Genomic DNA, 25,296 nt, shown 5'->3' with positions numbered 1-25,296 from the left:
GGACGGGGCGGTGGGGGAGGGTGCGATGGAGGTACTCATGGATCCTCGACTCAGCCCGCCAGCACGTCGTTGGCCGTGGCGACGAGTTGGGCTGCGGCGTCCGCGCTGGTGATCCGGGCGAATTCGACCTCGACGGCGACATCGGCCAGCTTGGACTGGATCTCGGTTGCCCCGACCGGGTCGGCGAACGCCGGCGGGAGGTCCTCGGTCTGCAGGCTGAGGATGTACTCGGTGGCGGTCACGTCATCGGCCTCGAGCTCAGGCAGTAGACCCTCGGCGACCTCGGAGTTCGGCGGCACGCCCCGGGTCGTGCCCATCGCCTCCCACGCGGCCAACTCGTTGGTGAGGAAGCTGAGCAGGTCCGCGGCCTGCGCCTGGTAGGGCGACTGCGCCGAGATCGACCACAGGTGCGGGCAGTCGATCGATTGACCGCGGCGCACGGAGGTGGACTCGCCGGGGATGCGAAGCAGGGCGAGGGTTCCGCCGCAGGCCTCGTTGTAGCCCTTGAAGTTGTTCGTCGGGATGATCGCGGAGGCTGCCCGTCCGAGCGCGATGTAGGACGCTTCCGGGGCGCTGGTGGTCGCGTCGAAGAACCCGGCCGGTGGGAATCCGCCCGCGACGCGCATCTCGTCGGCGAAGTCGAACCAGCTCTGGATCGTCGCCTCGCTGGCGCCGAACTGGCCGTCCTCGGTGTAGAGGTCCTCACCCTGCTGGCGCACCCAGACGTAGAGATTGGCGACGGTGGCCATCTCGTAGGCGGTTCCGTAGATCGTTGCGCCGCTGGCCGCGGTGATCGCGTTCGCCATCTCGGCGAGGTCGTCCCACGTCCAGGTGTCACCGTCCGGCAGGTCGATGCCGTACTGGTCCAGCACCGTGGTCTGGATGATGAAGCCGATCGTGTTCAGGCCGGCGGGCACGCCGATCAGTTGGCCCTCCACGTCCCAGGGTGCGAGCACCGGCTCGGACATGCCGGACAGGTCCATGGCCTCCATCGTGCGCAGGTCGGTCAGGGCACCCCGGTCGCCGTACTCGCGCAGCTGGTCGCGCCGGATCGCCATCAGGTCCGGGGCGTCGCCGGCCGCGATCCGGGTGGCGAGCTTGTCCTTGTAGGGGCCGGAGTCCTGGTACTCGGTGGTGATGGTGACGTTCGGGTGGTCGGCCCGGTACAGGTCCAGGGCGGCTTCGGTGACCTCGGCGCGATCGGCAGCGCCCCACCAGATGAAGTTCAGTTCGATCGGCTCGTCGGAGTCGGCCGGCTCCTGCGCGACCTCGTCCGGCTCGACGGCACAGGCGGCCGTCAACCCGACTGCACCGGCGGCGCCGGCACCGACGACCAGGTGGTTGAAGCCCCGACGGGACAGGGGTGCGGACGGGTGGGACAGGCGTGCGGACATCGCATGCTCCTTTGCAGACATGATGTGGATCGCTTGGCTGGACCTGGTGGTGCTGGTCGGGCTTTTTGGTCGGCGGGCCGACCGCTTGCGGTGGTGCGTTGCCTCCATCGGCGGTGACAGGTCCGCTCCGGGGGCTCAACTCCTGAAAGCGGTTTCTAGCATGATCCGAGGAAGGGGGTCAACCTTGCGTCCGAAGGTCACGGACCGGTCACGGTGGCCGGGGGCGTCCAGCCTGGTCCCAGGCTCATCGTGATTCGATCACTATTGGCGACATTGCAACAGATTCGCGACGACGTGTCACAACTGCCACGGAATGCCCAGAGGGCGGTGCAGCAGTCGGGTCATCCCAGTAGGTGGACGGGTGACCGGTTTCTGGAGGGTTCCTAGGTTCCCACTCCCATTGGGCGCGAACCAGGTCCCTCACCCCAACGTTCCGGCTGTGATGGATCCGTGACCGCCGACGCTCTCCCAGGGGTCTCGGACCGGGCGTAGCGTGCGAATCGCAGGGGCCACACGATCGGGGGAGTTCACGAAGGGGAAGGTCATGAAGCGCTTGTTCACAGTTCTGCTCAGCCTGGTCCTCGGGGCGGTCTTCCTCGTTCCGGCCGGGCCCGCCGCGACCGCCGCCAGCAGCCCGTACTGCGGGATCCGGTGGGGTTCGCTGCCCGAGTCCGATCCGACGATGTCCGCGGGCTGGCTGCAGAACGTCCGCACCGGTCGCCACGCCTGCTTCGACCGCATCGTCTTCGACGTCCACGGGGACATCGAGGGCTACCACGTGTCCTACGGCACGTTCACGAACGAGGGCGAGGGCCGCGCGATCCCGCTTCGGGGCGCGGCGGATCTTGTGATCGTCCTGAGGGTCCCGATCTACGACGAGCAGGGGTCCGTTCGGTTCCCGTACCGGTACGGGTCGGAACTCGCGAACGTGAACTCCTACTCCACGTTCCGGCAGGTCTTCTTCGGCGGCAGCTTCGAGGGGCAGACGACGATCGGCCTCGGTGTCCGGGCGCGGCTGCCGTTCCGCGTCTTCATCCTCGACGGTCCAGGAGACCTGAGCCGGCTCGTGGTCGACGTCGCGCACCGCTGGTGACACGTCGCGTCGCGTGGGTCTCAACGCCCGACGGCGTGGGGCGGGTCCGCGGACCGCGGGCCCGCCCTCGTCGTGTCAGTCCCCGGCCGACGGCGTCGGGACGGGTCCGAGCAGGGCGTTCGCCATCGTGCTGTGGGCCGACTCGTCGTCGCTCGGGTGGAAGAGGCCGGCGAGCACGTCCCGGTAGAGCCGGGAGAGTTCGCTGCGGCTGAAGTACGAGCTGCCGCCGGAGACCCGGATCGCCTTCTCGACCACATCCTTGGCGGTCTCGGTCGCGCGGACCTTGACCGCGGACAGTCTTGCGAACCACATCGCGCCGTGGTCGACGAGGTTGTCGACGTCGGAGGCGAGCGTCGCGATCTGCGGCCCGATGCCGTCGAGCGCGATCGCGGCATCGGCGATCCGCCAGCGGATGTCAGGGTCATGGGCGTAGGGGGCGCCGTCGTTCTTCAGCGAGGTCCGCCTGTGCACCGTCTCCACGGCCACGTCGAGCGCACGCTGGGCGATGCCGGTGTAGACCGCGGCAAGCAGGATCTCGAAGTTCGCGAAGATGCCGAAGATGAACGGGTCGGCGTTCGGGCCGGGGACGAGCCGCCTGGCGATCCGGTCAGCGGCGGCGGGGGCGCCGTCGAGCACCGTGGTGCAGGACTGGGAGGCGCGCATCCCGAGCGTGTCCCAGTCGTCCTTGATCTCCACTCCGCCACCGTCGCGGGTGATGAAGCCGTACACCGACCGTGGTGCGTCCTCGGACACGGTGTCCGTGCCGAACGTGCCCAGCCGGGTCCAGGCCGGCGAGAGCGAGGTGAAGATCTTGGTGCCGTGGAACGTGTAAGCACCTGCGCCGTCGGGCCGTGCCTCAGTGGTGGAGCCGAACAGGACCAGATCGTTGCCACGTTCGGAGACCCCGAACGCGAAGATCTCCCCGGCGGCCGCCTCGGTGAGGACGAAGTCGAGGGAGTCGTCACCGCGGTCGTGGACGGTCTTGGCGACCCCGACCCACACGTGGTGCATGTTCACGGCCAGAGCGGTCGACGGTGCCGCGCCGGCCAGGCGCATCTGCTCACGGGTCAGCTCCTCGAGGGTGAGCCCGGCTCCGCCGAACTCCGTCGGCACGAGGGCGGTGAGGTACCCCGCGGCCGTGAGGTCCTGGAGGTCCTCGGTGAAGAACTCGTTCGCGCGGTCGTAGTCGGCGGCGCGGGAACGGATGCGCGTCAGCAGGTCATCGGTGAGCAGGCTCATGGCCGTAACACTGCCACGACCGCACGGGGCAGATGGGGCGGAAGTGATCAAAGTGACGAAAGTTTGCTCCGAGGACGGTGAAATGGGGCCAAGTTGGCGGAAACACGCCGAAATCAGGGCTTGAAATACGCGGATCGGGGCCTCGGAGTCGTAGTGTCGGTCCCGGCGCATCCCATTCGGGACGCGATTCCGCACGATGAGAGGGAACCTACGTGTCCGTCAACCGCACTGACCTTGTTGCCGCGATCGCCGAGAAGGCTTCGCTGACCAAGACGCAGGCCGACGCCGCGCTGTCCGCGCTGCAGGACGTTCTGATCGAGTCGCTGGGCAAGGGCGAGGCCGTCAAGGTGACCGGTCTGCTCAGCGTTGAGCGTGTCGAGCGCGCTGCGCGCACCGGCCGCAACCCCCGCACCGGCGAGGAGATCCAGATCCCGGCCGGCTTCGGCGTCAAGGTGTCCGCCGGCTCGGCCCTGAAGAAGGCCGTCGCCAAGTGATCCCACGCGGCGCCTGACTCCGGTCGGCGCCGCACACGAGAGGGCGCGGGGTTCACCCCGCGCCCTCTCGCATGTTCAGACCTTGCGCGCGGCTTCCTTCTCCTGACGCTCGCGTTCCTTGGCGGCCTGGGCCTGTGCCTTGTCCGCGGCCTTGGCGGCCCGATCCTCGGCCTTGGTGACGGCCTCGCGCTCCTTGCGGAGGGCCTCGCGCAGCTTCGCCTCAGCCTCTCTGCGGGCGGCTCGCGCCTGCCGGACCGCAGGGTCCTTGGGGTGCGCATCGGTGCGCTCGGCTTGCCAGTCCCGCACCGGCGCGGGCGCGGCGCCGCCGGCGATGCGGTCGGCGACGTGATGCTCCACGCCCTCGAGGATCCGATGCACCCCGAACTCGAACGGGTCGCTGTCGTCGACGAGGGCGCCGGCGCGGATCGCCGCCGTCAACGTGGGGAACATCTCCTCGGTGACGAGGCTCGCGATCAACTCGGCCTCGGCCCGCTCCAGCTCGGCCGTGCTCTGGCCGTGTTCGGACGCCGACTGCACGTAGCCGCGGGTGACGCCGGCCGCCCAGCGGGCGTGACCGGTGAACAGCAGCACGACGGAGATCTGCTCCGACACGTCCAAGGGCGTGTCCTGCATGAGCACGAGGCCGGCCTCGAGCCAGGCGAGGTTGTTCGGGGTGTTCGGGGTCCCCTGGATCGGGATGTCGAGGATCCACGGGTGCGCCTGGTAGATGTCGACGTTCGCGCGGTAGAAGGCAAGCAGGCCTTCCTTCCAGGTCTGCGCCTCCTGCACGCTCAGTGGGGGTAGACCGATGCCGTACTCCTGCATGAGCAGGGTCAGGTCGTCCTTGGCGGAGACATACCGGTACAGGGACATCGTGGTGAAACCGAGTCGACCGGCGACGGCGGACATGGAGACCGCGCCGATCCCGTCGGCGTCGGCGATCTCCACCGCGGCCTCGACGATCCGCTCGATGCTCATCTCGCGCTTCGGCCCGCGCTGGGGGTTGGCCGCGACACCCCAGGCCAGCGCGATTCCCCGGGGGAGTTCCACCTCGATCTGTCCGTCCGCCTTCTTCATCGGGCCATCCTCGCCTGCTACTGCCGATCTCGTCCACTTCTGTGTATGCCCTATACAAGACTGCGTGCGACATATACAGTGTGTGCCGCACACAGTGTGCGAGATAGACAGTTTCGGGAGGAATCGCATGACCACAGCGATCGACGTCCAGGGGGTGACCAAGTCCTTCGGCCGGCAGGCGGTGCTTGCGGGCATCGACCTCCGGGTTCGACGGGGGACCGTGTTCGCCCTGCTCGGGCCGAACGGCGCCGGGAAGACCACCCTGGTGAACATCCTGTCCACACTGGTCCAGGCCGACGGCGGCAGTGCCCGGGTCGAGGGTGCGGACCTGCGCCGGGACCCGGTCGGCGTGCGGCGCCGGATCCGGCTCACCGGTCAGTCCGCGGCCGTGGACGAGCTCCTGACCGGTGCGGAGAACCTGCGCATGATGGGGTCGCTCGCCGGCCTGCGAGCGAGCGCGAACCGGCGCCGTACCGCGGAGCTGCTCCAGCAGTTCGGCCTGACCGACGCGGCCGACAAGCCGGTCAAGGCCTACTCGGGCGGGATGCGCCGTCGTCTCGACATAGCACTCAGCCTCGTGACCGTGCCCCAGGTGCTGTTCCTGGACGAGCCGACCACCGGCCTCGACCTGCGCAGCAGGCTCGAGCTCTGGGACGTGATCCGCTCCCTGCGTGCCGAGGGCACCACGATCCTGCTGACGACCCAATACCTCGAGGAGGCCGATCAGCTCGCCGACCGGATCGGCGTGCTCCGGCAGGGACGAATCGTGGCCGAGGGAACCCCCACCGAGCTCAAGCAGAGCGTGGGCGGCGAGGTCGTCGAGGTGCGCGGCCCGGACGGACGGGTCCTGCATGAGGTGCCCACGGACGGCTCGGTGCACGCGCTGCGTGCGGCCCTCGACGCGATCGACGCGCGCGGGCTGACCGGGACGGTCGGCCTGCGTCGCCCGAGCCTGGACGACGTCTTCCTCGCCCTCACCGAACCCGACGCCCAACCGCACGGCCCGGCGGGCCCGAGCGCCGAGACCGGCGCCGACGCGCTGGTGACCACCGGAAGGAACCACCGATGACCGCCCTGACCGCCGCGCCGCCGTCGGCCCCCGCCCGACTGCCGCTGGGCACCGAGGAGCGAACCTTCATCGCCCGCAGCATGCGGCACACCGTGCGCAACGTCGAGTCGCTCCTGATGGCGATCGTGCTCCCGGTGATGTTGATGATGCTGTTCGTCTACGTGTTCGGCGGCGCCATCTCGCCCGGCGGCGATTACGTGAACTACGTGGTCCCGGGCATCATCCTCCTCTGCGCCGGCTTCGGTGCCTCCTCCACGGGGGTGGACGTCGCGAACGACTCCGCGACCGGGTTCATGGATCGGCTGCGCACGATGCCGGTTCGCAGCTCCGCCGTCATCACCGGCCACGTGGTCGCCAGTCTGGCCCGCAACCTCGCGGCCACCGCCATCGTCATCGGCGTGGCGATCGCGATCGGGTTCCGACCGACGGCATCCGCGGGGGAGTGGGTGGCCGCGATCGCACTGGTGGCTCTGTACATCCTCACCATCACGTACCTGTTCGCGGCGATCGGCCTTGCCAGTGGTAACCCCGAGGCGGCGAACGGGTACGGCTTCATCCTGCTGTTCCTGCCGTACCTGTCCAGTGCGTTCGTGCCGACCCAGACGCTGCCGACCTGGTTGCGTGGCGTGGCCGAACATCAGCCGATCACACCGGTCATCGAGTCGATCCGAGGGTTGCTCACGGGCGTCGAGTCCGGGAACGCTCCGCTCGTGGCCGTGGCGTGGTGCGTCGGGATCCTCGTGGTCGCGGTGACCTGGTCGACCATCATGTTCCGGCGCAAGGCCGGGCGCCGCTGAGGCCAGGGGCTGCGGACTGCGGCGCTGTGCCCCACCTCACCGCACCGAAGTCCACGCCCAGGACGCAACCTGGGCGTGGACTTCGTACACTGGTCCCATGAGTGAGCCCCTTCCTCCCACGCAGCCCCAGGAGACCGAGCGCCTTTCATCGGGCACCGGCACCGACGTCCTGGAGCGGGCGGAGGTGCGGGAGGAGGCTTCGCCCGGTGACGCCGAGCGCTACGCGCACTACGTCAAGAAGGAGAAGATCACCGCCTCCGCCGTGTCCGGCGCCCCGGTGATCGCTCTGTGCGGCAAGGTCTGGACACCGAACCGCGACCCCAGCAAGTTCCCGATCTGCCCCGCCTGCAAGGAGATCTTCGAGGGTCTCACCGGCGGTGGCGGCGGCAAGGACGGCGCGGGCTCGGAGTCCGGCGGCAAGGGCCGCGGGTTCTTCGGCTTCGGCTCCAAGAAGTGACCTCGGGTACCTCCACCGGCTCCCCGTCCCACCCCGAAGCATCCGGATCGCGCGCCCATCCGGCGCGCCCGGACCACGCCGTCGGGTCGACCGCAGCCGCGTCGCACCTGCCCCCGGCCTACCCGGCGCGCGCGCCCTGGGGTACCGCGTCCCGGCTGCGCGCATGGCAGGCGGCGGCCCTGGATTCCTATCTGGAGCGTCAGCCCCGGGATTTCCTCGCGGTGGCGACGCCCGGCGCCGGGAAGACCACGTTCGCCCTGCGGGTGGCCACCGAACTGCTGGAGCAGCGCGTGGTGCGGCGGATCACGGTGGTCGCGCCGACGGAGCACCTGAAGACCCAGTGGGCCGACGCTGCCGGGCGCGTCGGCATCAGGATCGACCCGAACTTCAAGAACGCGCAGGGCCGCCACGGGGCGGCGTACGACGGCGTCGCGCTCACCTACGCGCAGGTCGCCGCGAACCCCAACCTGCACCGCGCCCGCACCGAGGCCGCGCCCACGCTGGTGATCCTCGACGAGGTGCACCACGGCGGCGATGCCCTCTCCTGGGGAGATGCGATCAGGGAGGCGTTCGAGCCGGCCACCCGCCGGCTGTCCCTGACCGGGACCCCGTTCCGGTCCGACACGGCGAAGATCCCGTTCATCAACTACACCGCGGACGCGCACGGCATCCGGCGGTCCCAGGCGGACCACTCCTACGGCTACGGGGACGCCCTGCGTGACGGGGTGGTGCGGCCGGTCATCTTCCTGTCCTACTCGGGGCAGATGCGCTGGCGCACGAAGGCCGGCGACGAGGTCAGTGCCCGCCTCGGTGAGCCACTCACGAAGGACATGATCAACCAAGCCTGGCGGACCGCGCTGGACGAGAAGGGCGAGTGGATCCCGTCCGTGCTCGCGGCCGCGGACAAGCGGCTGTCCGAGGTGCGGCGCGGGGTTCCGGACGCCGGCGGCCTGGTGATCGCCACGGACCAGACCAAGGCCCGCGCGTACGCCGGTCACCTGCGCCGGATCACCGGCGAGTCGCCCGTGGTGGTGCTCTCGGACGACGAGGGCGCTTCCAAGCGGATCGAGGAGTACGGCGCCGGCGAGCAACGCTGGATGGTTGCGGTGCGGATGGTCTCCGAGGGCGTGGACGTGCCGCGCCTGGCCGTCGGGGTCTACGCGACCTCCACCGCCACCCCGCTGTTCTTCGCCCAGGCCGTCGGCCGGTTCGTTCGGGCCCGTAAGCGCGGCGAGACCGCCTCGATCTTTCTGCCGTCCGTGCCGAACCTGCTCGGTCTGGCGAACGAGCTCGAGACCGAACGCGACCATGCCCTGGACCGACCCAAGACGGCCGAGGAGGAGGGCGACTTCTACAACCCCGAGGACGCACTGGTCGCCGCCGCGAACCGGTCCGAGTCGGCGTCCGACGAGATGATGCTGCCCGGCTTCGAAGCGCTCGAGGCGCAGGCCTCCTTCGACAAGGTGCTCTTCGACGGCGGCGAGTTCGGCACCGGCGGCGAGCTCGGCTCGGACGAGGAGCAGGACTTCCTCGGCATTCCCGGACTGCTCGACGCCGACCAAGTTGCTACCTTGTTGCGCACGCGGCAGGCGGAGCACGTCGCGGCCCGCAAGCGGCGCACCCCGGCCGCCGAGGCACCCCCGGTGGACGACCACCGGGCCGTGGCCGAGCTGCGCAAGGAACTGAACTCGCTCGTCAAGGCCTGGGCCCGGCGCAGCGGCACCCCGCACGGCGTGGTGCACACCCGGCTGCGTGAGCACAGCGGCGGGGGAGAGGTCGCCACCGCCTCCGCCGACCACCTGCGCTCGCGGATCTCCCAGGTGCGTCGCTGGTTCGTCGGGCAGAAGTAGGTCGCACGGCACGTGCCGTGCGCACCTGGGCGCGTTTGTGCGGCGCTGTCGCGCTGACCCGGGTCTGCGCGGGATCGGCCGCGGCTGAGGCTGACGCGACAGGGCATCTCTGAAGCATCCGCGGCCATCGGCCAGGTCCGGCGTGCGGTCATGCCGGCGCGTCGCTGCCGCTCACCCCCGGAACCCGATCGGCGCGAGCGGCGGCCCGGTCGCGCCGGGCCGAACCCGAGCCTCACCGCGCCCTCTTGACGACGTCCGTACCCGGTGCCAGTATGCGTACAGCATCTATGAACGGCATTCCACGATACCGAATCTCATCGACGAGAGGACCGCGATGGCCGTCACCCGCCAGCGGCTGCCACAGGCATCCGTGATCGTCGGGACGGCGGGCATCGAGAGTTCGACAGCACTGCCGGTCGGGCCGAACGCCCACGACGCCCGGGCGGGGTGAAGACGGCCGGAACGGCAGTCCACGGCAGGCGCCCGCACGGTCGGCAACGACCTTGACCATCCACGGAAGCGCTCTGCGAGCGATCCGAGCAAGAAACGACGAAGGAGTCATCACGTGCGTTCCCCGTTGTCAGGTCGCCTTGTCGCGATCCTGGCCAGTGCCGGACTGGTCCTGGTCACCGCAACACCGGCCGGAGCCGCGCCGGACGATCCGTACCAGGACCTGGATACGGCCAACTACACGATCGATGTGGACGAGCTGAACTCCAACGCGGGAGTGCATCCCCGCCTCCTGATGGATGCCGATGAGCTGGCGTCACTTCGGGTCGACACCGATGAGCATCTCCAGCAGACCCGGCAGCGCACCATCGCCAAGGCGGACGCCGCCCTGGCCGGCCCGGTGCCGGTGGGTGTGCCTGCCGCGGCGTTCAGCACCGTCACGGACAATATCCAGACCTTCGCGATGGCGTATGCGCTCACCGGAGAGCAGACGTACCTCGACGCCGCTGTGGACTGGATCACGGCGCTGGTCGAGGAGCCGGTCTGGAACGCTTCGCACCCGGATCTCTATGTAGGGCAGAGTCTCACTGCTCTGGGACTTGCCTATGACTGGCTGTACGACGACCTGGATGTCGCCACCCGCGACCTGATGCGGGCGCGGATGCTGCAGGAGGGCACTCGTGTCTACGACCTGGCGACGCTGGACAGGCAGTCGTACTGGAACCGATCCTGGCTGCAGAACCACATGTGGATCGCCGTTCAAGGCATGGCGACGGCGGCCCTGGCACTGTTCGACGAGGAGCCGTCGGTGCTGCCGTGGTTGGAGACGGCCAACAAGAACTTCAGTGTCACCTTCTCCGTGCTCCCGCCGGACGGCGCCAACCACGAGGGCATGGACTACTGGTTCTACGGCATGGAGAGCATGTTCCTGTACGCCGACATGTCGGACTCGCTGATGGGGACGAACATGCTGGACGACCCATGGTTGGACCGGACCGTCGCCTATGTGCTGAACAACTTCCTGCCCCGCGACTCCTGGGCGCCATGGCCCGCCGGCTCCTACTTCTTCGGTTTCAACGACGGAACCGGACGGGGGAACGTCCTCGTCCACATGCTGCGGCTGCTCGCCACGATCAACGACGACGGGCAGGCCCAGTGGCTCGCGGACGAGGTCGAGGAAGCGAACATCGTGACGTCGCGGCGAGTCTTTATGGATCTGTTCTGGTACGACGGCGACGTCGAAGCGGTGTCGCCGACCGATGCCGACACCCCGTTGCTGCACCTCTTCGACGACCTCGGCATGGTGAACTCACGTTCCTCGTGGGAAGGGGATGAGTCCGCCCTGTACTTCCGGGCCGGGCCACCACTGGGGCACCAGGAGATGGAACTGAACGGCACCCGCTCGCCCTGGTACAACTGGGGATCCGGGCACGTCGACCCGGATGTGAACAGCTTCATCCTGGTCGGGAACGGCCAGACCCTGCTCCGCTCGGACGACTACGCGCTACCCAAGTGGACCCGCCAGCACAACACCCTCACCATCGACGGCCAGGGTCAGCTCGGCGAGGGCGTGGACTGGCTGACCATGACGGGGTACCGGGACGCCGATGCCCGACCACGGGTGACGCTCGCAGAAGCGGTACCCGGCCTCGACCACATCGTGGGAGACGGCGCCGAGGCATACGCGGCCGAGTTGGGACTGACCCAGTTCGACCGGCACCTGCTCTTCATCAAGCCCGACGTGCTGATAGTGGTCGACGACATCGCCCTCGACGACCCCCGACAGCTGGACCTGCGGTACTGGCCGCAGGCGCAGGATCTGGTGCTCCAGGACGACGGTGGGTACTTCGTTCCGGGGGAGTCGGCCAACCTGAGGATCCAGCCGCTTGCCGTCGAGGGAGCGAGCGTCGGTGTCGAGCCCGTGGAGATCACCACCCGTTACTACACCGAGACCCGCAACGCGCTGACCCTGAGCACGACCGCGGAGACCTGGCAGAGCGCTGTCGCCCTGTCGTGGTCGGATCAGAGCACCCAGCCGAGACCGGTGTCGATGGAGCGCAGCGGCGAGGTGCTGACGTTCCGGGTCGACGCGACCACGGTGACGCTCGACCTGGCCACGGGTGCCGCGAACGTCGTCAACCCCGTCGATTACCTGAGCGACCACCTCACGATCGTCGCGGACGACGAGATCGTGACCGTGCCCGCCACTGCGCTCGTCGACGATCGTGGCGTCTGGCTGCCCGCTGCGGCGGCCGTGGAGGGGCTCGGGGGCACCGCGTACTTCAACGCAGAGCGGGGAACGCTTCACGGCCTGCTCCGCGGCGTCGAGTATCTGGTGACCGAGGGGGACACAACCGCCCGCATCGGTGGCAGCAGGGTCATCCTGCCGGCGGCCCCGCGACTCGTCGACGGCCGGCTCTACGTCCCGATGTCCTTCCTCGGGACGATCTGCGGCGGGACGGCAGTCTGGGACCCGAACGCGGGAGCGGTGCGTCTGCGGACCGACGGTGCCCAGCCGGGGACGGATACCACGCTCGCCCAGGTGGCGATCGGCGGCGAACTCGTTCGTGACTTCGACCCCGAGGCGGCGGAACAGGCAGTACCCGTCGTCGGTGACCTGACCATCCCAGGGATCGTCGGGATCACCTCCGACCCGCGCGCATCCTTCGAGGTGACCGGACCTTCCACCCTCCCCGGTGCGGCGACGATCACAGTCACCTCGGCGGACGGTTCGGCCCACCGGGACTACGTCCTCCACCTCGAGCACCGCTTTCCACAGGGTGCCGGAGCGATCGCCGTGGCAGGGCTGGCCGCGAGCGGTGGCGACGTGACCAGACCCGAGTATGTCCTCGACGACGACGTCCTGACCTACTGGGCCGAGGAGGGTACCGGGCGCTGGCTGCAGTTCGACTTCGGTGCGGCGGTCGACCTCAGACAGGTGGCGATCGCATTCGACGACGGTGATCAACGCAGCGCACGCTACGAGATACAGACCTCCAGCGACGCCGAGACCTGGACGACGGCCTTCAGCGGCTCGTCGTCCGGTACGACCACCGACCTCGAGTACGTCTCGATCGCTCCGTCGACCGCGCGATACGCGCGGATCGTCGGGAACGGCAACTCGACGAACGCGGTGAACAGCATCACCTCCGTCGGATTCTTCGGGCCCGACCCGTTCCTGCTCGACGCCGAGCTCACCTTTCAGGCAGACGAGGTGCGCGTGGATGCGACCTTGGCCGGCGAGGTCACCGGGCGGATGCACGATCTCACGCCCGCCGACCTCTCCGGCGCCGACTTCCGCTATGGCTCGGACCGCCCGAACGTGGCCACCGTCGATCCGGACGGAGTGGTTCGCGGGGTCGCCGTAGGCACGGCGACGGTCACCGTGACGGTCCGAGCGTTCGGAGTGACCCGCACCGCAGCGGCGGTCGTGACCGTCAGCGACGGCCGAGAGGTGCGTGTGCTCGCTCCCACCGACGACGCCTACACCGTTGCCTGGCGCCCGGATGCCGTGTTCGGCACGCAGACCGCGATCGAGGTGCGCCAGTCCTTCATCGATCCCGGGATCGAACGTCAGGGCTACCTCCGGTTCGAGCTCGGTGCGCTGGACGCCGAGATCGAGCACGCGGAGCTACGCCTGTTCGTGGTGAAGAAGACCTCCGCGAACCCCGATCCACAGGCCGAACTCATGGTCAGTGCCGTGACGGATGACGGGTGGTCCGAGACCGCGCTCACCGCGGCGAACCAACCATCCGTGGGCACCGCGCTGGGGGCGGCCACAGCCTCGTCGCCGGGCAGTTGGCTGACGTTCGACCTCACCGAGTACGTCCGACAGGAGGCCACAGGCGACGCCTTCGTGAGCATCGCGCTCACCACCGAGACCGAGGAGGCGTACTTCGCGGTCCAGAGCAGCGAAGCGGCGCCGGCCCAGCGCCCGAGCCTGTCCATCACGTTGCGGCACCCCGAGTGACGCGCGTGGTGCGCATCCGGACGGACACACGAGCGAAGAGAGGTGCATGGCGATGGCGGTGACCGGCCTCAAGCAATCGGAGCGTGCCGGCCCTGTGGACACCGCCGACGGCAGCAGCGATCGGCGCCGTCGCGTGCGTCGATCGCCGGACCTCGCGACGAAGCGGAGGGCCTCGCTGCGCGATCGGCTCCGGCGGGACAGGGCGTTGCTGCTGTTGGCCGTGCCGGGCGTGCTCGTGGTGCTGCTGTTCCACTACGTGCCGCTGCTGGGAAACGTGATCGCCTTCAAGGACTACCAGCCGTACCTGGGCATCCTCGAGGCCCCGTGGGTAGGGCTGGAGAACTTTGCGATCATCTTCAACGGGGATCCGTACTTCCTGAACGCGCTGACGAACACACTGGTCATCTCGTTGGTGCAGATCCTGTTCGTGTTCCCGGTGCCGATCGCGATGGCGTTGTTGCTGAACTCCCTGCTCGGGGAGCGGATCAAGCGGGTGGTGCAGTCGATCCTGTACCTGCCGCACTTCATGTCATGGGTGATCGTGGTCGCGATCTTCCAACACATGCTCGGCAACGCGGGCCTGTACAACACGTGGGCACGCCACCACGACCTCTTCACGGTGAGCATCATCGGTGAGCCGTCCTTGTTCATCCCGTTGATCACGTCTCAGATCATCTGGAAGGACGCCGGCTGGGGGACCATCATCTTCCTCGCCGCGATCTCGCGTGTCGATCTCGAGCTGTACGAGTCGGTGGCCGTGGACGGCGGCGGCAGGCTGCGCCAGCTCTGGCACGTCACCCTCCCGGCGATCCGTGGCGTGATCATCCTGCTGCTGATCCTGCGGCTCGGTGACGCGCTCACCGTCGGGTTCGAGCAGATCTTCCTGCAGCAGGGTGCGGTCGGTCTGGAGGCGTCCGAGGTGCTGGACACCTACGTCTACAACCGCGGCATCGTCGGCGGCAACTGGGGTGCCTCAGCGGCGGTGGGGTTGGTGAAGGGCCTGATCGGTACTGCCCTGGTGCTCGGGGCGAACAAGGTGGCCCACATATTCGGTGAACGCGGCGTCTACTCCTCGAAGGACTGATCAGGATGAGCACTTCCACCATGACGCCGAGACGGCCCGGTCGCGGCAAGCTTGTCAAGACGATCCCGGGGATGTCGCACAGCCAACGGCTGCGGGCGATCAACGGAGCCAATCCGCCGGGCATCCCGATGCGGTCGGTCAAGGGCCTCGTGCTCCTGATCGCGTGCCTGCTGGTGATCCTGCCGTTCGTGGCGGTGATCTCGACCAGCCTGGCCGATCAGGCGCAGATCAACGCGGCCGGCGGCTACGTGTTGTTCCCGGAACGTCCGACCTTGGCGGCCTACGAGGCGATCTTCCGCGGGGGCGTGGTCACCCGGGCCACCGTCGTCTCGATCGGGGTGACGCTCGTCGGCTCGGCGCTGTCGGTCACGGTGGTGACGATGCTGGCCTTCGCCCTGGCCCGGCCGGGTACGTTCGGCCACAAACCGATCCTGCTGATGGTGCTGTTCACCATGCTGTTCTCCGCGGGCATGATCCCGAACTACCTGCTGGTCAAGCAGCTGGGTCTGCTCGACTCGTACTGGGCGCTGATCCTGCCGACCCTGGTGTCGGGCTTCCAGGTGATCCTGATGCGAGGGTTCTTCCTCGAGGTGCCGCGCGAGATCATCGATGCCGCCCGGATCGACGGTGCGGGTGAGATTCGCATCCTGACCAGGATCATGGTGCCGCTGTCCAAGGCGGCGCTCGCGGTGATCGCCCTCTTCACCGCGGTCGGCTACTGGAACGCGTTCTTCAACGCGGTGCTGTACATGAGCTCGGCCGAGAAGTGGCCGCTGCAGCTGGTGCTGCGTACCTATGTGGTCGACAACTCCTCGATCGGCATCGACCTGCCGGGTGAGTACATCCCGCCGCAGCAGTCGCTACAGATGGCGATCCTGGTCGTCAGCCTGGTGCCGATCTGCCTGGTCTATCCGTTCCTGCAGAAGCACTTCGCCAAGGGGGTGGTCCTCGGTGCGGTCAAGGGCTGAGGTGGTCGTGCCGGACCGGAGGAGCCTCGCGGTCGCGCCGTCGAAGGAGGCGTCCTTGTCGGCAGGGCAGATCGCAGTCGGCATCATCGGGCTTGGCCGGAGCGGGTGGAACATCCACGCCGCCGGGCTACGTGAGCTCCCCGACCGGTTCCGCGTCGTGGCGGTGGCCGACCCTCTGGAGGCACGGCGCGTGGAGGCGGCCACCGAACTCGGCGTGACGACCTACACCGAGCCACGGCAGCTGATCGCCGACGACCGGGTGGAGCTCGTGGTGGTCGCGACCCCCTCCCACACCCACGTCCCCATCGCGCTGATCGCCCTGCAGGCCGGCAAGCACGTGGTGCTGGAGAAGCCGATGGCCCAGAGACCCGAGGAGATCGACCTCATGGCCGCGGTGGCCGAGTCCGCCGGACGCGTGCTCACCTGCTTCCAGAACAACCGGCTCGAACCGTCATTCCTCGCTGTCCGGCAGATCATCGAGTCGGGCCGGATCGGGGAGGTGGTGCTGGTCCGGCGCGCGATCCACAGGTTCGCCCGCCGCGCCGACTGGCAGACGCTGCGCTCCCACGGCGGAGGCGAGCTGTCCAACAAGGTGTCGCACTACCTCGACCAGCTGCTCCTCCTGATCGGGGACACCCCGACCTCGGTGTCCGCCGATCTGCGGCACACGGTCTCGGCAGGCGACGCCGAGGACCACGTCAAGCTGACACTGCGGCCGGAGCACGGCCCGGTCCTCGAGGTCGAGTCCAGTGCAACCGTGGCACTCCCGCAGGACAGCTGGTTCGTGGTCGGGACGGCCGGCGGCATCGCGGGTTCGCAGAGCACGCTCCGGGTCCGCTGGTTCGACCCGGCCGCCCTGCCCGCACTGGTTCTGCGAACCGGTGCCGCGGAGGGCCGCGAATACGGCACCGACGAGTCGATCGACTGGTCCGAGGAGACGGTCGCCGTCGGACCGAGCAGGCGAACCGAGCGCTACTACCGCCGGCTCTACGCCACCCTCCGCGAGGGTGCCGACCTGTTCGTCACCCCGGCCAGCGTGCGCCGCCAGGTCGAGATCCTCACTCGAGCACGCACCCGGAGCGGGGCACCACGGGAGCGTCGGTCCACGATCAGCACAACGCAGGAACTCTCAGCAGGCCTCCGATGAAAGGTAGATCCATGCCCGGTACGTTCTTCTCCCCACAGCTGGACCGTCGAACCGTTCTCGGTCTCGGCCTCTCTACGGCTGCCGTCGCCGCGGGACTCACAGCGGGCTGTGCACCCGGTGATGGTTCGGAAGCCGACGGACCCGTTTCGCCGTCCGAACGCGTCCCGCTGCCGACGCACGTCGTGTTCGAGACCGTCCCGGCGGACCTGAAGGGCGAGAACGGATCGTCGGACGCGTTCCTCCACTACCCCGCGAACCCGCCGGTCACGGTCGACGGCGTGCCGGGCGACGGTCAGCCGATCACCGCGCTTGCTTCGTACTACCTTGCCGCGCCGCCGCCGATGTCGGAGAACGCCGCCTGGCAGCACCTCAACCAACAGCTCGGGAGTGAGTTCCAGTTCCAGCCGGTACCCGCAGCCGACTACTCGGCGCGATTCGCCACCACGGTCGCGGGCAACGACCTTCCGACGATGATGGAGCTGGCGAAGGTGGCCCGGCTGCCCGAACTGGTCAGGGCCAGGTTCGTCGACCTGACGGAGCACCTGTCCGGCGATGCGGTCACCAGGTATCCGAACCTTGCCAACCTCCCTCCGGCGGCCTGGCAGGCAGGGGTCTTCAACAACGCGATCTACGGCATCCCGACCGACCGAGGGATGTGGCAGACCGGACTTCTCTTCCAGCGCAGCGACCTGATCGCGGCCATGGGCGCCGACGCCGGTCAGGTCACCGACTTCGACGACCTGTTCGCCCTGTGTGAGCAGTTGACTGACTCCAGGAACTCGGTGTGGGCACTGACGAACACCCCGGTCGCCTACGTCCGCCAGATGCTGGGGGTACCCAATATGTGGCAGTTGGACGGCGGCAACCTCACCAACGCCTACGAGGTGCCGGAGCAGGAGGAGGTTCTCAATGCCTGCATCAGGCTGTGGGAGGCGGGTGTGGTCCATCCGGACGCGTTCGCCCTGTCCGGTGCCGAGGCCAAACAGTTGTTCGGCAGCGGCCGAACGTTGATCACCTATGACTCCTACCCGGCTTGGTTCCAGTACCACCGCGAGCAGACGGTGGGTGAGACCTTCGACATCGACGGCATGCCTCTGCCCGGCTACGACGGTGGCCAGGGCACCCTGCATCTCGGTAGGCCCGCCTACTCGGTGGGTGCGATCTCCCAGGGCAACGAAGACCGGGTCGAGACGATCCTGGACATCTGGAACTACCTGGCCGCGCCCTTCGGCAGCGCAGAGCACCTCTCCGTCATCTACGGCGAGGAGGGCGTCAACTACACGCTCGAGGGATCCGACCCGGTCCAGACCGAGCGAGGTCTGCGCGAAGCGCTCAGCCTGGTGACCCTGGTCTGCGCGCCCCGGGTCGGCTACTTCCCCAACGACCCGGGGGTCACGACGAAGTTCTTCGAGCACATGAAGCAGCTCGCCCCCCAGGGCGTGGACAACCCCGCCATCTACCGCTACTCGGCCGCCGAGTCCCAGAACGGGGCCGAACTGACCGCACGGCTCGACAGCGAGTTCAACGACATCATCCAGGGACGGAAGAAGATCAGCGACTGGGCCGACTCCGTGGCCACCTGGCGCTCCGACGGCGGTGACCAGATTCGCGCCGAGCTCGAGGAGGCGCTGGCGGCGGAATGAACCCGGTCGCGAGAAGCCGGTCGGTACCCGCAGCCGCGGGTGCCGACCGCTCAGCCGGACGACCGGACCGTCGACGCCAGCCACCGGTCGCTGGTGAACCGCAGTTGCGCGGGCGAGAGCGCAGCCGGCGTCACGCGCAGGCGAGCCAGGTCGCCGGTGAAGTGGTTGGCCATTCCCGAGGTCAGCCGGACCGATCCGACCGTGAAGTCCGACGCGGCGCCGCGGTTGAGCCCGGACCGATACTCGTACGGGTTCTTCCGGTAGCGCCAGCCCATGCCGAGGGGCGGGCCCGGTTCGGTGTAGTCGACATGGTCGTCGCTGACGCCGTCGAGATAGGACGTGACCTGTGCTCCGTCGTAGCTGAACGCCACGACGTGCCAGCGTTCCAACCCGACTGCGCGCTTCGAGGCAGAGTAGTCGCGGCTGTACGGCAGCCCCTCGCTCGGGCGGCCGTCCGCGGAGACGTGCCCGCAGACCCGCTGGTCGCCGCCGTAGACCGGCAGGCTCACGAACAGCCCGTACTGGCGGCGTGGGTCGTTGTCGTCCTCCTGCCACATCCCGGCGATGAATCCGGTGGTCGGGCTGCGCCGCCGGAGCAGGGCGATCACCGAGACGCGATCACCCCGCCGCCCTGCGTCCAGCGGGCCGACTCGCGCGGCGGGGATGCTCAGATACCGGCCATGGTCGAACCGCAGCGCACCGCCGACGTCCTCGTCGGGGACCCACTCGACCGGCCCGGAGTCCGAGCCCGGTTCCAGCCGCAGGCCGTTGCCGGTGGTGTCGAGCAGATCCGGTCCGGCGGTGAAGTTCCACTCGACACGGGAGAGGTCCTCGCTCGCACGTTCTGTCATACCGTCTACCCTCCTACCATGATGAATCTCTCGGGTGCTTCGCTGCACGTCAACCGGATCGGGACGTCACGTTGGCTGGGGTGACATCGGTTCGGCGGGCGCTGAGGATCCTCGAGGTGCTTGCGGTCACTGACTCCGCGGTACCGCTCTCTGTGATCGCCAGGCAGGTCGGCCTGCCGCCGTCGACCACGCACAACCTCCTGATCTCCTTGGTCGAGGAGGACTACGCCACCAACACCGACGGGTCCTATCGGCTCGGGCCGCGGGCAGCGGCCATCGCCTCCGCGGGGGAGGAGTCGCTGCTGGATGCGCTCCGGAGCGCCACGGACCAGATCGCCTCGACCACCGGCCACAGTGCGATTGCCGTGTCGCTGATCGGGGGCGTGCCGAAGGAGGTGGCCTACAGTCCGGGCACCGATCTTGTGACGGTCGGCCGCACTGCGGCGACCGATGCCGGCTCGGCACTCGACCTCGCCACCGGCCGGCTGCTGGTGGCCTATGAGGATCCCGCCTCCTGGCCGCGCTACATCGCCGAGCACCCCGATGTGGCCGGTTGGCCGGTGGACCGATGGAACGGTGTGCTCGAGCGATTCCGGCAGGCCGGGATCGGACTTCGTCTGCCCCGGCCCGATCAGTCGCCCCGGATCAGCGCCAGCGGCGTCGCCGTGCCCGCGTGGCGCCACCCCGGCAAGCCGGCGTGGGCGATCGGCTGCTCGGCGCCGTGGAGCCTCGGCGCCGACGAGGTGCTCACCGTGGCCCATGAGTTGTGGCGGGCCGGCAGCGCGCTGGCTCGTCAGCTCGGGCTCAAGGAGTACCCCGTTCCCGAGCCGACGGAGTCGACCGTCGCCGAGGTGTACCAGGCCGCGCTCTAGCCGGGCCGGAGCCCCGATCACAGATCGAGGGTCAGGCAGTCACCGGTCGCTCGGCCGACGCAGATCATCATGCGGTCGGACTCCTCCCGCTCGGCGTCGGTGAGCACGGTATCGCGGTGCTGTGGTGCTCCCTCCAGTACCCGCGTCTCGCAACTGCCGCACCAGCCCTGCTCGCACGAGGACGCGGCGTGGCCGATGCCCTCGCGGCGCAGAGCCTCGAGGATCGTCTCGGTCGCGCCAACGGTGACCCGCTGACCGCTGCCCGCCAGCACAACGTCGAAGTCCCGGCCGTCCTGGTCATCGGCGTGAGCTGGGGTGGCCGGCCCCGTGAAACTCTCGGTCACGACTCGGCGGCCGAGTCGTTCACCCGCCGCGGCCACTTGCGTGATCATCTCGGTCGGACCGCAGCAGTAGATCACGGTCTCATCACCGGTCGCGGCCAGCATCGCGGTGAGGTCCGGCCTGCCGTCGGCATCGGTCATGATCGTCCGGGCGAAGCCGAGCGCGGCAACCTCGTCGCGAAAGGGCATCGCGTCGGAGGTTCTGCCGACGTAGACGAGCTCGGCGGCACCTCGCCGTCGGCTCACCGACCGTGCCATGGCAAGCATCGCGGTGATGCCGATCCCACCCGCGATGAAGAGGTACCGGGAGGCGCCCACGAGGGGGAAGCGGTTGCGGATGCGCTTCATGAGCAGCCGCGCACCGAGTTGTCCGTCGTCGTGGACCTCGGCAGATCCGCCTCGGCCCGCGACCTCTCGAAGGACTGCGATGCGATATGACGTCCGGTCCCGGGGATCCCCGCACAACGAATACTGTCGCCGTCGCCCGGACGCGAGCTCGAGGTCGATGTGCGCGCCGGGTGCCCAAGCCGGCAGGGGTGCGTCATCGGCCGGCGAGAGATCGAGCACGACCACTGCCTCGGCGACCTCGTGCCGCCCCGTGATCACCAGTTCGCGATCATGGGCCAGTCCTGCCGCGTCGAAGACCAGGCCGTCGCGGACCTCGATCGGGTGGGACCGCAACCTCGCTCCGGATCCGGACGCGAGGTGGTGGCCGGTGCGCAGGTCGAACTCCCAGCCGTGCCACGGACAGCGCAGGATCTCCCGGGCACGGCCGAACCGGTAGTCGCCCACGTCGGACTCGAGGCGTGTGCCAGCGATCGTTCCGCGACAGACCTGGGCCGCCTCATGCGGGCAGAGGTCGCGCCACGCGATCACCTGCTCGCCGACCCGGAACAGCCCGAGCTCCTCGCCGTCGACGCTGCAGCGGAACGGTCCTTCCCCTGCCGAGGGAATGTCCTCGAGCCTGGCCAGTAGCGGTCCGCTCATTCGACGGCGGCCTCGATCGAGGTGAGTGCGTCGCCGGCACGTTGCCGATGCCCGCTCTCGGCGCCGCTCACCGGCCGGTGTGACGGCAGGGTCTCGACCGCAGGTGCGCGGTGGAGGCCGTACAGCTCTGCCGCCGTGCCGCCCATGATCCGGTCGCGGGTGGTGGCCTCGACGGAGGACAGGATGAGGTCGCGGTTGTCGAAGTCCCAGTGCGGGTAGTCCGAGGAGAACATCAGTGTCCGTTCGGCATCGATCATCGCGAGGATCTCGCGCAGTTCGTGAGGTCGTCGCGGTTCCTCGATCGGCTGGGTGGTCAGTTTGACGTGATCGAGGATGTACTCCGAAGGCAGCCGCTTCAACCACGGCGCGGTGTCCCGCAGGGCCTTGTAGTTCTTGTCCATCCGCCACATCAGATGGGGCAGCCAGGCCATGCCGCCCTCGATGGCGACGAACTGGAGCGACGGGAACTGCTCGAAGACGCCCTCGGTCACCATGCTGTTGATCTGGGCCATGTACCCGATCGGCAGGATGTTGTGCCACTCCATGTAGCGCGAGGGCCAGCCGACCGGTGTCGGTGGGAGTGAGGTGCCCGCGCCCTCCGTGCCCGGGTGAACGGCGAACGGCAGACCGGCCTCGGCAGCTGCCTCGAAGATCGGCCAGTGGTAGCGCTGGCCGAGCGGACGTCTGGTGGTGGCGGCAGCGATCACCTGCACGAAGCGTGGATCGCCTGCCCAGCGGCGGATCTCGGCCGCCGCTGCGACCGGTTCATCGGCATACACCAGGATCGACCCGCGGAAGCGGTCGGACACGTCGAGCCACTCATCGACCGTACAGGCGTTGTAGGCGGTGGCCGCCATGGTCATGTAGTCGGGATCGGTGCCCATCGCCAGCAGATGCGGCCCGGTCAGGATCGCGTAGTCGATCCGATAGCGATCAAGGTGATCGCTGATCAGGAAGTACGGATCGCTGGCCGGCCGGCCGCCGTCCGGGGGTGTCACGTCGTGCCGGGCGACGCCTCCGCGCGGGTTCGTGTAGTTCCCGCCCGGCAGTCGCTGGTTGCGCCACGCCTCCCGCCAGACCAGCGGGATGTACGTCGACAACCCGACCATGTCGTTGTGCACATCGCAATCGATCACGATCTCCTGTGCAGACATCACTGTCCTCCCTGTCGCTGACTCGATCATCACATCGAGACCCTAGTCGATCGTTCGGCGATGCGGAAGATGGTTCAACGATACCGAACTGGCGTAAGGTCGTGGCGACCGATGTCCCGAACCGACAGGAGTGCGCGCCGATGCGACCGACCACGGATGACGTGACCTGGTCCGTCTTCACCAAGCCCTGGTCTGCCATGCCGCCGGGACCGCTCGGGGAACTCGTCGCAGGGCTGGGGTTCGCCGGAGCGGAGGTGCCGGTTCGACCCGGCTGCTACCTCGATCCGGACAATGTGGGCGAGCGACTCGCAGACTTCGTGCGTTCATTGGCCGAGTACGGCGTCAAGGTGACCAGCGTCGCCGCGGACCCGGTGGAGCCGGTTCTGGCCGCATGCGCCGAGGCCGGCGTGTCCATGGTCCGCACCATGGCACCGGTCGATCAGGACTATCGCGCGGGAGTGGGTCGGTTGCACCGGGAGTGGGCCACAGCGGTCCCGTGGTGCGATCGCTACGGGGTCACTGTCGTCGTGCAACAGCACCACGGCACCTACGTGGAGAGCACGTTGGGCATCCTGCAGCTGATCGAGGACCTGCCTGGGTTCAAGCTGGCGTGGGACGCGGCCCACGACGCACTGACCGGGGTGGATCCGGTCCGCAGTCTGGAGCTGGCCGGGCCGCGACTCGGCCAGGTGAATCTCAAGAACGCACGGTACCGGCGGGTGCCCGATCCGGTCTCGGGGGCACCGCGCTACCGACCCTGGTTCGGTCCCGCCGAGAGCGGGATGGCGGACTGGTCCCGCGTCCTGGCCTGGCTCCACGCCACCGGCTGGTCCGACCCGATCTGCCTGCACCCGGAGTACACCGACGCAGCCACGACGGAGCGGCACGCCGAACTGGCGCGCGCAGACCTGGACATCGCCCAGTCCCTGTGGCCGGCCTGATCGGTCGGGCGGCGCCTGATCGTCGGCTCAGATCGTGACGTGCGTCGTGGGCACCGCCGGGTCGCCCTTGGACAGGCGGCGGGCCGACGGCGCCAGTTCCGCCCGGGAGGCCGCGTGCCGGGCCGCGGCGCGTCGGACGCCCTCGGCGCCGGTGTAGGAGGCCTCGACGACGCCGTCGCGGACCAGCGGCACGTGCAGGGGCCGCAGGTCCTCGTCGTCGGGGACCCAGTCGCCCTGCGCTCCGGCCACCACGAGTTCTTCGCCGGCCCGGCCCGCGGCGTCGAGGCGCCGGGCGGCGCTCTTGCGCCCGCCGACGCTGGTCTTGGAGCTGGAGGCCTTCTCGACCGGCTCCATCCGACCGGTGCCACCCTCCCGGAGCACCAACTTGTAGACCATGCCGCACGTGGGCGCACCGGAGCCGGTCACCACGGAGGTGCCGACGCCGTAGGAGTCCACCGGCGCCACGGCGAGCGAGGCGATGGCGTACTCGTCCAGGTCGGAGGACACCACGATCTTCGTGCCGGCCGCACCCAGGGAGTCCAGTTGCTCGCGCACCTCCCGGGCCACCACGCCGAGGTCGCCGGAGTCCAGGCGCACCGAGTCCAGTCCGGTCCCGGCGGCCTCGATCGCCAGGCGCACACCCTCGGCGATGTCATAGGTGTCCACCAGCAGGGTGGTGTCCGGCCCGTAGGAGGCCACCTGCGCGGCGAACGCGGACGCCTCGTCGTCGTGCAGCAGGGTGAACGAGTGGGCCGCGGTGCCGATGGTGGGCAGGTCGTACCGGCGCCCGGCCTCGAGGTTGGAGGTGCCGGTGAACCCGGCCACGATCGCGGCACGGGCAGCGGCAACGGCCGCCCACTCGTGCGCGCGCCGGCCGCCCATCTCCAGGCACGGCCGGCTGCCCGCCGCACTGGTCATCCTCGACGCTGCCGAGGCGACCGCCGAGTCGTAGTTCAGGATCGACAGCGCCACCGTCTCGAGGATGACGCCCTCCGCGAACGAGGACTCCACCACCAGCAACGGGGAGCCCGGGAAGAACACCTCGCCCTCGGCATAGCCGTAGATGTCCCCGGTGAACCGGTAGTTCGCGAGGAAGTCCAGGGTCTCGGCGTTCACGACGTCGCCGCTGCGCAGGTAGTCGAGCTCGTCGTCGCCGAACCGGAACGCCGTGATCGCCTCGAGCAGGCGCCCGGTGCCGGCCACCACGCCGTACCGGCGACCGTTGGGCAGGCGCCGGGTGAACAGTTCGAACACGGACCGCCGCGACGCGGTGCCGTCGGCCAGCGCGGCCTGCACCATCGTCAGCTCGTACCGGTCGGTCAGCAGCGCGGTGCTCGCCGCGGAGGCTCCAGACATGCGTCATACCGTAACGGTGCGCAGGTGAGTGCGCGCGTGGCATTTCGCCGCGGCGATGCGCC

20 protein-coding genes are annotated in these 25,296 nt (G+C 68.9%); 13 read left to right on the top strand and 7 right to left on the bottom strand.

Annotated elements, in window-relative coordinates:
- Positions 1–50: 50 nt before the first annotated feature.
- Entirely contained in the window at positions 51–1,394 is a 1,344-nt protein-coding gene (locus tag HALOF300_RS15010) for an ABC transporter substrate-binding protein (RefSeq protein ID WP_197522586.1), read from the bottom strand.
- Positions 1,395–1,938: 544 nt separating this feature from the next.
- Between HALOF300_RS15010 and HALOF300_RS15005 the strand changes: the two genes are divergently transcribed.
- A complete protein-coding gene (locus tag HALOF300_RS15005; protein ID WP_156741741.1) occupies positions 1,939–2,487 on the top strand; it encodes an AMIN-like domain-containing (lipo)protein in 549 nt (182 codons plus the stop codon).
- 75 nt (positions 2,488–2,562) lie between these two features.
- On the opposite strand, the gene HALOF300_RS15000 is transcribed toward HALOF300_RS15005, so the two are convergent.
- On the bottom strand, positions 2,563–3,726 hold the full coding sequence (locus HALOF300_RS15000) for an acyl-CoA dehydrogenase family protein (protein WP_156741740.1): 1,164 nt from the start codon (positions 3,724–3,726) through the stop codon (positions 2,563–2,565).
- A 212-nt stretch (positions 3,727–3,938) separates the two neighbouring features.
- On the opposite strand from HALOF300_RS15000, the gene HALOF300_RS14995 reads away from it, so the two are divergent.
- Complete coding sequence (locus tag HALOF300_RS14995; RefSeq protein WP_154793259.1) at positions 3,939–4,220, top strand: HU family DNA-binding protein; 282 nt, start codon at positions 3,939–3,941, stop codon at positions 4,218–4,220.
- 75 nt (positions 4,221–4,295) lie between these two features.
- Here the strand turns inward: HALOF300_RS14995 and HALOF300_RS14990 are convergent, their stop codons facing one another.
- Positions 4,296–5,297, bottom strand: a complete 1,002-nt coding sequence (locus HALOF300_RS14990; protein ID WP_156741739.1) for a TetR/AcrR family transcriptional regulator — start codon at positions 5,295–5,297, stop codon at positions 4,296–4,298.
- A 127-nt stretch (positions 5,298–5,424) separates the two neighbouring features.
- Between HALOF300_RS14990 and HALOF300_RS14985 the strand changes: the two genes are divergently transcribed.
- The 9 genes from HALOF300_RS14985 to HALOF300_RS14945 all read left to right on the top strand — a co-directional run bounded on the left by HALOF300_RS14985 (position 5,425) and on the right by HALOF300_RS14945 (position 18,732).
- Positions 5,425–6,366 (top strand): ATP-binding cassette domain-containing protein, encoded by a 942-nt coding sequence (locus HALOF300_RS14985; protein ID WP_156741738.1) that lies wholly within the window; start codon positions 5,425–5,427, stop codon positions 6,364–6,366.
- On the top strand, positions 6,363–7,163 hold the full coding sequence (locus tag HALOF300_RS14980; RefSeq protein ID WP_156741737.1) for an ABC transporter permease: 801 nt from the start codon (positions 6,363–6,365) through the stop codon (positions 7,161–7,163). The genes HALOF300_RS14985 and HALOF300_RS14980 overlap by 4 nt, the downstream gene beginning before the upstream one ends.
- Positions 7,164–7,260: 97 nt before the next feature.
- Positions 7,261–7,620: a DUF3039 domain-containing protein gene (locus tag HALOF300_RS14975; protein WP_154793263.1), complete on the top strand. Its 360-nt coding sequence runs from the start codon at positions 7,261–7,263 to the stop codon at positions 7,618–7,620.
- Between the two features lie 107 nt (positions 7,621–7,727).
- Positions 7,728–9,470: a DEAD/DEAH box helicase gene (locus HALOF300_RS14970; RefSeq protein WP_231955417.1), complete on the top strand. Its 1,743-nt coding sequence runs from the start codon at positions 7,728–7,730 to the stop codon at positions 9,468–9,470.
- Between the two features lie 565 nt (positions 9,471–10,035).
- Positions 10,036–13,890, top strand: a complete 3,855-nt coding sequence (locus tag HALOF300_RS14965; RefSeq protein ID WP_156741735.1) for a CBM96 family carbohydrate-binding protein — start codon at positions 10,036–10,038, stop codon at positions 13,888–13,890.
- A gap of 52 nt (positions 13,891–13,942) precedes the next feature.
- Entirely contained in the window at positions 13,943–14,974 is a 1,032-nt protein-coding gene (locus tag HALOF300_RS14960) for an ABC transporter permease (protein ID WP_156741734.1), read from the top strand.
- Positions 14,975–14,979: 5 nt separating this feature from the next.
- Entirely contained in the window at positions 14,980–15,942 is a 963-nt protein-coding gene (locus HALOF300_RS14955; protein ID WP_231955416.1) for a carbohydrate ABC transporter permease, read from the top strand.
- Between the two features lie 55 nt (positions 15,943–15,997).
- Positions 15,998–17,089, top strand: coding sequence for a Gfo/Idh/MocA family protein (locus HALOF300_RS14950; protein ID WP_197522585.1), 1,092 nt, complete (start codon positions 15,998–16,000; stop codon positions 17,087–17,089).
- An 11-nt stretch (positions 17,090–17,100) separates the two neighbouring features.
- Positions 17,101–18,732 (top strand): extracellular solute-binding protein, encoded by a 1,632-nt coding sequence (locus tag HALOF300_RS14945; RefSeq protein ID WP_197522584.1) that lies wholly within the window; start codon positions 17,101–17,103, stop codon positions 18,730–18,732.
- Positions 18,733–18,782: 50 nt separating this feature from the next.
- Here HALOF300_RS14945 and HALOF300_RS14940 read toward each other — a convergent pair whose 3' ends face one another.
- The gene (locus HALOF300_RS14940; protein WP_156741731.1) at positions 18,783–19,583 is read right to left on the bottom strand and encodes a LamG-like jellyroll fold domain-containing protein; all 801 of its coding nucleotides are present in this window, start codon (positions 19,581–19,583) and stop codon (positions 18,783–18,785) included.
- A gap of 80 nt (positions 19,584–19,663) precedes the next feature.
- Here HALOF300_RS14940 and HALOF300_RS14935 point away from each other — a divergent pair, with 80 nt between their 5' ends.
- Positions 19,664–20,455, top strand: coding sequence for an IclR family transcriptional regulator (locus HALOF300_RS14935; protein WP_269455294.1), 792 nt, complete (start codon positions 19,664–19,666; stop codon positions 20,453–20,455).
- 17 nt (positions 20,456–20,472) lie between these two features.
- Here the strand turns inward: HALOF300_RS14935 and HALOF300_RS14930 are convergent, their stop codons facing one another.
- Positions 20,473–21,783, bottom strand: a complete 1,311-nt coding sequence (locus HALOF300_RS14930; RefSeq protein ID WP_156741729.1) for a 2Fe-2S iron-sulfur cluster-binding protein — start codon at positions 21,781–21,783, stop codon at positions 20,473–20,475.
- Positions 21,780–22,937: an amidohydrolase family protein gene (locus HALOF300_RS14925; protein ID WP_197522582.1), complete on the bottom strand. Its 1,158-nt coding sequence runs from the start codon at positions 22,935–22,937 to the stop codon at positions 21,780–21,782. The genes HALOF300_RS14930 and HALOF300_RS14925 overlap by 4 nt, the downstream gene beginning before the upstream one ends.
- A gap of 140 nt (positions 22,938–23,077) precedes the next feature.
- Between HALOF300_RS14925 and HALOF300_RS14920 the strand changes: the two genes are divergently transcribed.
- Positions 23,078–23,878, top strand: coding sequence for a sugar phosphate isomerase/epimerase family protein (locus tag HALOF300_RS14920; RefSeq protein ID WP_156741727.1), 801 nt, complete (start codon positions 23,078–23,080; stop codon positions 23,876–23,878).
- Between the two features lie 27 nt (positions 23,879–23,905).
- Here the strand turns inward: HALOF300_RS14920 and HALOF300_RS14915 are convergent, their stop codons facing one another.
- Positions 23,906–25,234 carry a nicotinate phosphoribosyltransferase gene (locus HALOF300_RS14915; protein ID WP_156741726.1) on the bottom strand — a complete coding sequence of 443 codons (1,329 nt, stop codon included), beginning with the start codon at positions 25,232–25,234 and terminating at the stop codon, positions 23,906–23,908.
- Positions 25,235–25,296 lie beyond the last annotated feature (62 nt).

This window comes from Occultella aeris, assembly GCF_902703175.1.
Classification (GTDB): Bacteria; Actinomycetota; Actinomycetes; order Actinomycetales; family Beutenbergiaceae; genus Occultella; species Occultella aeris.
The sequence above is the reverse complement of the archived record's forward strand: the minus strand, read 5'-3'. Positions and strand labels throughout refer to the sequence as shown.

Bases quoted from the DNA above. Each gene is read 5' to 3' on its own strand.
- HALOF300_RS15010 (WP_197522586.1), bottom strand. From the start codon at position 1,394: ATGTCCGCACGCCTGTCCCACCCGTCCGCACCCCTGTCCCGTCGGGGC.
- HALOF300_RS15005 (WP_156741741.1), top strand. From the start codon at position 1,939: ATGAAGCGCTTGTTCACAGTTCTGCTCAGCCTGGTCCTCGGGGCGGTC.
- HALOF300_RS15000 (WP_156741740.1), bottom strand. From the start codon at position 3,726: ATGAGCCTGCTCACCGATGACCTGCTGACGCGCATCCGTTCCCGCGCC.
- HALOF300_RS14990 (WP_156741739.1), bottom strand. From the start codon at position 5,297: ATGAAGAAGGCGGACGGACAGATCGAGGTGGAACTCCCCCGGGGAATC.
- HALOF300_RS14985 (WP_156741738.1), top strand. From the start codon at position 5,425: ATGACCACAGCGATCGACGTCCAGGGGGTGACCAAGTCCTTCGGCCGG.
- HALOF300_RS14980 (WP_156741737.1), top strand. From the start codon at position 6,363: ATGACCGCCCTGACCGCCGCGCCGCCGTCGGCCCCCGCCCGACTGCCG.
- HALOF300_RS14975 (WP_154793263.1), top strand. From the start codon at position 7,261: ATGAGTGAGCCCCTTCCTCCCACGCAGCCCCAGGAGACCGAGCGCCTT.
- HALOF300_RS14960 (WP_156741734.1), top strand. From the start codon at position 13,943: ATGGCGGTGACCGGCCTCAAGCAATCGGAGCGTGCCGGCCCTGTGGAC.
- HALOF300_RS14955 (WP_231955416.1), top strand. From the start codon at position 14,980: ATGAGCACTTCCACCATGACGCCGAGACGGCCCGGTCGCGGCAAGCTT.
- HALOF300_RS14945 (WP_197522584.1), top strand. From the start codon at position 17,101: ATGCCCGGTACGTTCTTCTCCCCACAGCTGGACCGTCGAACCGTTCTC.
- HALOF300_RS14940 (WP_156741731.1), bottom strand. From the start codon at position 19,583: ATGACAGAACGTGCGAGCGAGGACCTCTCCCGTGTCGAGTGGAACTTC.
- HALOF300_RS14930 (WP_156741729.1), bottom strand. From the start codon at position 21,783: ATGAGCGGACCGCTACTGGCCAGGCTCGAGGACATTCCCTCGGCAGGG.
- HALOF300_RS14925 (WP_197522582.1), bottom strand. From the start codon at position 22,937: ATGTCTGCACAGGAGATCGTGATCGATTGCGATGTGCACAACGACATG.
- HALOF300_RS14920 (WP_156741727.1), top strand. From the start codon at position 23,078: ATGCGACCGACCACGGATGACGTGACCTGGTCCGTCTTCACCAAGCCC.
- HALOF300_RS14915 (WP_156741726.1), bottom strand. From the start codon at position 25,234: ATGTCTGGAGCCTCCGCGGCGAGCACCGCGCTGCTGACCGACCGGTAC.